Annotated in this window: 1 protein-coding gene; it reads left to right on the forward strand. The window is 41.4% G+C overall.

Translation table 11 applies throughout. The annotated features are described in order from the left end of the window. A partial coding sequence (locus O9324_RS15875; RefSeq protein ID WP_502846587.1) for a DUF8696 domain-containing protein occupies nucleotides 1-1,206 on the forward strand: 1,206 nt, incomplete at both ends.

Consider the following 1,206-nt stretch of genomic DNA (forward strand, 5'->3'; position numbering starts at 1 on the left):
ATATTAATCATACTTACCCCGATGATATTGATATTCTTTTAGTCGGACCGCAAGGACAAACAGTAATTTTAATGTCCGATGTGGGGGGAAGTACGGATTTATCGGGAATTAACCTCACTTTTGACGATAATGCCGTTAATTATCTCCTTGATGAAACTGCGATCGCCAGTGGAACCTATAAACCGACAAATATTGGAACCGGAGATATATTTGGTACACCCGCACCAACCGGAACTTATGGCAGTAGTTTATCAGTTTTCAATGGGAGTAATGCTAATGGTACATGGAGACTATTTGTAATTGATGATGCTAGTGGTGATTTTGGTAGTATTGATGGGGGGTGGAGTCTAAATATTACCACAACGGACAGTTCTGGAACTCCCGTCGGTCAAGCCACCAATACCTTTAATATTTCTCCCGACGTTGATGTCATTGTCAACCGTACAGGGGGTGTAACGGATACTACTCAAACCGGGATTGATGTAGAAGGTAACGCTTTTATTTCCCAGTCTTTTGCCACATTTTCCGATAGTCTTAATGGTAATGGCCTACCAGATGCAGGATTTTTCGCTGCGAATAGTTATCACCCAAGCATTCAACTGGGGTACAGTAACAGTGATAATGGTAATAATGCGCGTTTAATTACCACTTCAACGGGGAGTTTTACGGTTAATATTCCTAGTGGTCAATATCGTGCTATTCATTTAGCTGTCACCTCTACAGAAGCGAGTAGTAATCTCCGACTCATCTTAAACTATACTGATGGGACTAGCGAAACCACCACGACTCGCACTATTCCCGATTGGTTTAATGAGATTACCGAGTCTAAGGATCTCTATTATCTGATAGATGGGTTAGATCGAGCTAGAGCAGATGGAACAACTTTCCAAAATTTTAATGATCCGGCTTTATTTGGGGTAAGATTTCTAGTTAATAGTGCCAAGAGGCTTCAGAGTTTTACGGTAGAAAAAACAGCTTCTAGCGGTAGGTTAGTGGTTTTTGGAGCAACAGGGGTGTTTAATACTTCCCCCTCCGGTAATTTAACCATTACAGGTACAGTCACAGAAAACCAAACCCTAACCGCTAATAATAACCTAGCGGATGCTGATGGTTTAGGAACCCTAAATTATCAATGGCAACAATCGACCGATGGGACAAATTGGACTAATATTAGTGGTGCTACTAATACTACCCTAAGTTTAGGGG

The sequence above is a fragment of the Microcystis sp. LE19-84.1B genome, from assembly GCF_027531875.1.
Classification (GTDB): domain Bacteria; phylum Cyanobacteriota; class Cyanobacteriia; order Cyanobacteriales; family Microcystaceae; genus Microcystis; species Microcystis panniformis.